Source organism: Kitasatospora sp. NPDC088351 (assembly GCF_040685575.1).
Classification (GTDB): Bacteria; Actinomycetota; Actinomycetes; order Streptomycetales; family Streptomycetaceae; genus Kitasatospora.
The window spans coordinates 69,413-75,910 of sequence record NZ_JBFBIL010000041.1; the positions used below are offsets into that span (position 1 = coordinate 69,413).

The 6,498-nt window shown below is 76.3% G+C and carries 2 protein-coding genes and 1 pseudogene; 2 read left to right on the forward strand and 1 reads right to left on the reverse strand.

The genetic code is table 11. The features are described 5' to 3' along the window. Positions 1–42 precede the first annotated feature (42 nt). Complete coding sequence (gene eccD, locus AB0P06_RS25525; RefSeq protein ID WP_363611126.1) at positions 43–1,416, reverse strand: type VII secretion integral membrane protein EccD; 1,374 nt, start codon at positions 1,414–1,416, stop codon at positions 43–45. A 282-nt stretch (positions 1,417–1,698) separates the two neighbouring features. Here eccD and eccCa point away from each other — a divergent pair, with 282 nt between their 5' ends. Together eccCa and AB0P06_RS25535 are read left to right on the forward strand one after the other, a co-directional pair. Then, positions 1,699–5,784: a type VII secretion protein EccCa gene (eccCa, locus tag AB0P06_RS25530; RefSeq protein WP_363611128.1), complete on the forward strand. Its 4,086-nt coding sequence runs from the start codon at positions 1,699–1,701 to the stop codon at positions 5,782–5,784. A gap of 34 nt (positions 5,785–5,818) precedes the next feature. Continuing rightward, positions 5,819–6,498 (forward strand): annotated as a pseudogene (locus AB0P06_RS25535) (hypothetical protein); the annotation flags it as partial.

The following is a 6,498-nucleotide window of genomic DNA, read 5'->3' on the forward strand; positions in this document are numbered from 1 at the left end:
GCGCGGCGCGATCGCTCGCGCGCCCGGGCGGTGGTGCCCGGTTCAGCCCGCCAGCCCGCGCATCATCTGGTAGAAGCCGAGCACCTGGAGCGCGAGCGGCAGCAGGGCGAGCGCGGCGAGCGAGTGCAGCAGGTCGCCGGCCCGGCCCCAGTAGGGCAGCAGCCGCCGGCCGGGCACCGTCCAGGCGGTCACGGCGAGCGCGGCCGCGGCGAGCAGCAGCACGGTGAACAGGCCGAACCGGCCGGACTGGTCGGTGTCCTGCCCGAACCGCGCGGCCAGCAGGGCGATGCCCAGCGCGCCCGGCAGCAGCACGGCGAGCCGCTGCCGGATGCCCCCGATGTCCCGGGCGTGCAGCAGGAGCAGCACCGACAGGTCGACGGACATCGCGGTCGCGCCCCAGCCGCCGTCCCGGGCGGTGGCGAGCAGGGCGAGGGCGCTCGCGCACACCGTGCCGGCGGCGATGAAGAAGCCGGCCAGGTAGCTGTCGGCGACGAGGCTGCGGGCGAGCACGTCCTCGGCCTCGAAGGGCTCGATCTCCTCCTGGAGCTCGTCGGCGTTGCGGGGCAGCGCGGGCAGCCGCAGGCCGGACAGCTTGAACGCCAGCCCCGGCACGAACGCGCCGAACAGCACGGCGGTGGCGGCGATCACGGCGGCGGAGTGGGTCGTCGGAATGCCGTTGGTGGCCAGCGCGCCCGCGCCCAGGGCGAGCGCGGCCGCCACCAGCAGCCCGGCGAAGAACGGACCGGCCCCGACCAGGGCGAGCGCCAGCACGGTGGCGCCGACCGCCACCGAGCCGCCCGCGAGCAGCCGGGCCGGGCCGGTGACCCCGGGCAGCAGCGCGGCGGCCGCGGCCGCGTAGGCGATGCCGGTGGCGCCGAGCGCGGTACCGGCCGGAGCGTCGCCGACCAGTCTGGTCGCCGCGCCGCCGGCGGCGAGCAGCAGCACGGCGGTGACGGCGGCCGCGGCGCAGCGGGGGCCGTCCGGTCCTGGCTGGGCGAGCAGCAGCAGGCCGCCGGCCAGCGCGACCAGGGCGAGGGCGAGCGCGAAGTGGTGGGTGGCGGCGGGCCGCCAGGAGTCGCCGCGGGCGATGGTGCCGGCCCGGACGCCGTCCACCAGGTCGTCGAAGTGCACCTCGGGCAGTGCTTCCTGGCCCGGGCGGAGGAAGAGCTCCTCGCCGTCGTGCAGTCCGAGCCCCTCCAGGGTGCGCTCCTCGTCCAGCGGCGGGCCGCCGGCGCGCTGGAGCACCCAGCCGGAGTGCTCGGTGCCGCCCTCCTCGACGGCGGAGCCGGCGTAGCCGAGGACGGCGGGCAGCAGGTCGGCGAGGACGACGTCGCCGGGGAGGGCGAGTTCGAACGCGGCCTCGGGGGCGCGGAACCTCAGCCGGACCAGCCCTGCCGCCACCGTGGTACCGCTCACCTGTCGCGCCCTCCCGTGGAGCCCCGGCCTGCCCGGTCTCCCGTTGAACAACTACGGGCGGCGCGGGGCGGACGGTTCACCGGCCCCGGCCCCCGGTTCCGCACGCACCCCCGGTGAACCGCCGGGGCCCCGCGGGCCGTACGCCTGAGTGCGGCCCGGCCTCAGGGCTTGTCCGAGCCTCCGGGCCCACCGCCACCCAGCGGCGTCACCGGCGCCGCGAGAGGAGAACCCCCGTTGAGCGTGGTCGTGGTCGACCGTCCGCCCCGGCGCCCCGGACCGGCGATGCCGGACGGCGAGCTCCAGTTGCAGGAGCCACCGGTCCTGCCGGAGCAGCAGAGCGGCATGTCCAACATGATCGCCATGGCGCCGATGGCGCTCAGCTCGCTCTCGATGGTGATGATCTTCCTCAACCCGCAGTCCAACGGCGGGCCGCTCACCTACGTGGCGATGGGCATGATGGGCCTGTCCGCCGTCGGCATGCTGGTGACCCAGCTGATCCGCGGCGCCAGCGACCGCAAGCGCCAGCTGCGCGGCGAACGCCGGGACTACCTGCGCTACCTCTCCCAGATGCGCCGCCAGGTCCGCCGCCACATCGTCGACCAGCGGCAGGCGCTCGCCTGGCGCCACCCCGACCCGGCCGTGCTCGGCTCGCTGGTCCGCACCTCGCGGCTGTGGGAGCGGCGCGCGGCCCACCCGGACTTCGGCGACGTGCGGATCGCCACCGGCGCCCAGCGGCTGGCGGTCAGGCTGGCGCCGCTGGCCACCCAGCCGGTGGAGGACCTGGAACCGCTGTGCGCGCACGCGCTGCGCCGGTTCATCCACGCGTACGGCTCGATCGCGGACCAGCCGATCGCCGTCCACGTGCGCGGTTACGCCCACATCCTGCTGCGCTGCGAGCACCCCGGGGAGGAGGGCGCCCCGGCCGGTGCGGCCTCCTCCGGCGAACCGGACCAGGCCGGCCCCGGCGGCCTGGTCGGCGCCACGATCGGCGCGCCCGCCGCCGACCCGGACGCCGCCGGAGCGCCGGCCGATCCCGGGCCGGCCCGCGCCCTGGCCCGCGCGATGATCGCCCAGCTCGCCTTCTTCCACGCCCCGGACGAGCTGCGCGTCGCCGCCGCCGTCTCCCCCGAGCTGCGCGAGGACTGGGCCTGGCTGAAGTGGCTGCCGCACGCCCTGCACCCCACCGAGACGGACGGCGCCGGCCCGGTGCGCCTGGTCGCCGACTCGATGCTGGAGCTGGAACAGCTGCTGGGCCCGGAGTTCACCGACCGCCCGCCCTACGAACCGGACGCGCAGCCGGGCCGGGACGAGCCGTTCACGCTGATCGTCCTGGACGGGGTCAAGCTGCCCGCCGGCAGCCGGGCCCTGCTGGCCGGCTACCGCAACGCCGTCCTGCTGGACCTCTCCGGGGCCGTCGAGTGGCAGCACGCGCCGTTCCGGCTGCGGCTGCGTATCAGCGGCGGCCGACTGGACCTGGTCGCCGCCGACCGCAACCGGCGCGACGAGGTCACCCCGCTCGGCCGCGCGGACGCGCTGCTCCTCCCGGCCGCCCGCCGCTTCGCCACGGTGATGTCCCCGTACCGGCTGGGCGACTCGCGCGACGCCTCCGAGCCGCTCAGCACCGACTTCGACCTCACCTCGCTGCTGGGCGTCAACGACCTGTACCAGCACGACGTCGCCCGCAGCTGGGCGGACCGCCCGCGCGGACAGCGGCTGCGGGTGCCGATCGGCGTCGGCGCGGACGGCAACCCCGTCGAACTGGACCTCAAGGAGTCCGCGCAGGGCGGCATGGGCCCGCACGGGATGCTGATCGGCGCCACCGGCTCCGGCAAGTCCGAGCTGCTGCGCACCCTGGTGCTGGCGCTCGCGCTCACCCACTCCTCCGAGACGCTCAACTTCGTCCTGGTGGACTTCAAGGGCGGCGCCACCTTCCTCGGTCTGGACGAACTCCCGCACACCTCGGCGGTGATCACCAACCTGGCGGACGAGGCCGCCCTGGTCGACCGGATGCGCGACGCCCTGCACGGCGAGCTGAACCGCCGCCAGGAGCTGCTCCGCTCGGCCGGCAACTACAGCTCGCTGCTGGACTACGAGACCGCCCGGGCCGGCGGCGCCCAGCTCGACCCGCTGCCGACGCTCTTCATCGTGGTCGACGAGTTCAGCGAACTGCTCTCCGCGCACCGCGACTTCATGGACCTGTTCATCATGATCGGGCGGCTCGGCCGCTCGCTCGGCGTCCACCTGCTGCTCGCCTCGCAGCGCCTCGACGAGGGCCGGATGCACGCCCTGGAGTCCCATCTGTCGTACCGGATCGGCCTGCGCACCTTCTCCGCGATGGAGAGCCGCGGCGTGCTCGGTGTGCCGGACGCCTACCAACTGCCCTCCCAGCCCGGCAACGGCATCCTGCGCAGCGACATCGCCACCCTCACCCGGTTCAAGGCGGCGTACGTCTCCGGCCCGTACCGGCGCCGGCGCGGAGCGGCCCAGCAGGCCGCGGCGGCCGGCCAGATCGTCCCCTACGGCACCGAGTACACCGCGCCGCGCCGGCCCGACCCGGAGGTCGTGGCGGCCGAGGCGGCCCGCCTGGCCGCGGAGGAGGAGAGCACCGCCACCCTGCTGGACCTGGCCGCCGAGCGGATGCTCGACGTCGGCCCGCCCGCCCACACGGTCTGGCTGCCGCCCCTGGAGACGCCGCCCACCCTGGACGAGCTGCTGCCGCCGCTCGCGCCGTCCCCGCACCACGGCCTGGCGCCCGACGGCCGCCCGGCGGTCGGTACCCTGACCGTCCCGGTGGGCGTGGTGGACCGCCCGTTCCAGCAGATGCGCGAACTGCTCACCGCCGACCTCTCGGCCGCCGGCGGCCACGTCGGCATCGCGGGCGGCCCGCAGAGCGGCAAGAGCACCATGCTGCGCACCCTGATCGCTGGCCTGGCGCTCACCCACACCCCGCGCGAAGTCCAGTTCTACTGCCTGGACTTCGGCGGCGGCACGCTCTCCGCGCTGCGCGGGCTGCCGCACGTCGGCGGGGTCACCGGCCGGCACGACCCCGAGCGGGTCGGGCGCACCCTGGCCGAGATCAACACCGTCATCGCCCGCCGCGAGCAGTCCTTCGCCCAGCTGGGCATCGACTCGATGGCCACCTTCCGCCGCCGCCGGGCGGCCGGGGACCCGGCGCTGGCGGACGACCGCCACGGCGACGTGTTCCTGGTGGTCGACGGCTGGAACACCATGCGCCAGGAGTTCATGGACTACCTGCCCGTGCTCACCCTGATCGCCGGACGCGGCCTCAACTACGGCGTGCACCTGGTGGTCACCGCCGCCCGCTGGGGCGAGCTCTCCAGCGGGCTGCGCGACCAGCTCGGCACCCGCTTCGAACTGCGGCTCGGCGACCCGATCGACTCCATGATCAACATGCGGGCCGCCGAGACCGTCCCCCGCGTCCCAGGCCGCGGCCTGACCCAGGACCGGCTGCACTTCCTCACCGCGCTCCCCCGCATCGACGGCCTCGGCGACAGCGAGAGCCTCACGGACGGCGTCGAGGACCTGGTCGACGCCGTCAACGACCACTGGACGGGCCCGGGCGCACCCGAGGTGCGGATGCTGCCGCTGCGGCTCGACGCCGCCACGCTGCCCGCGCCCGAGGGCCGGCTGCGGGTCCCCATCGGCCTGGAGGACACCGCGATCTCCCCGCTCTGGCACGACTTCGAGGAGTCGCCCCACCTGCTGGTGGTCGGCGACAGCGAGAGCGGCAAGACCAACCTGCTGCGCCTGATGGTCTCCGCCATCACCTCCGCCTACACGCCCGCCGAGGCCCGGATCATGCTCGTCGACTTCCGGCGCGGGCTCTACGACAGCGTCCCGGAGGAGTACCGGCTCGGCTACGCCGTCGCGGTGGACGTCCTCCGGCAGGTCGTCAACGGAGCGGCCCGCGCCATGGAGGCCCGGCTGCCCGGGGAGGAGATCACCCCGGCCCGGCTGCGGCTGCGCGACTGGTGGACCGGGCCGGAGCTGTTCATCATCGTCGACGACTACGACCTCATCCCGAGCCAGTCGGGCGCCAACCCGTTCGCCCCGGTCCTCGACCACCTCGCCCAGGGCACCGAACTCGGCCTGCACCTGATCGTCGCCCGCTCGGCGAACGGCATCGGGCGCGCGTACACGGACCAGCTGCTGCGCCGGCTCCAGGACGTCAACACCCCGGTCACCCTGCTCTCCTGCCCGCCGAGCGAGGGCACGCTGTTCGGCAGCGTCAAGCCGCGGGTGCTGCCGCCCGGGCGCGCCCTGCACATCACCCGGCGGCGGGTGGTCCAGGTGCAGACCGGCCTGCTCGCGGAGCCGGAGGAGGGCGGCGACGGGTCCGGGGCGTGAACCGGGGGCCGGGCGGCGTCCGTATACCCGGACGATGAGTCTTTCCCGCACCGGTCCGCCCGCCGGCGACCCCGCACCACCCGCCGCGCCCCGCCGCCGGTTCCCGCGCCTGCGCGGGTCCGGCGGTCCGGTGGCGGCCGTCGCGCCTCCGACCGCCCCGGCCGCCGCCGCGCCCTCGGCCGCCGCCCCGTCGGCCCCGGCCGCGTCGCCCGCGGTGCGGTCCGTGCTGCGCCCGGTCGGGCCGCACTTCGTCATCGCCCCCGCGACCGCCGGCGAGGACGAGCTGTCCGCCGCGGTCGGCGCGCTGCGTCCGGTGCCGGACAGCCTCGTCGTGGTCGCCGCCGCCCCCGACTCGGCCCCCGTGCTGCGCGACCGGATGGCCGACCTCGGCGTCATCGCCCGCTCGCGCGGCGCGGGCACGCTGGTCCTCGCCGCCTCCGGTCTCGCCGCGCTCGCCCCCAACGGCCGCCGCCCCGCCGAGGTGGTCGCCGACCGCGCCGGCGTCCCGGTGATCGCCCCCGACGGTCTGGTGGAGATCACCCCCGACGGCAACCTCAAGGTCGCCGCCCCCGACGGCTCGGCGGAGACCGCCACCTGGTGGCTCTGCGCACCCGGCACCGCGCCGCGCCGCCTGCGCGAGACCGTCGGCGGGGGGGGGGGGGGGGCGCCCCCCCCCCCCCCCGCGCCCCCCCCCCCCCCCCCCCACCGCCCCCC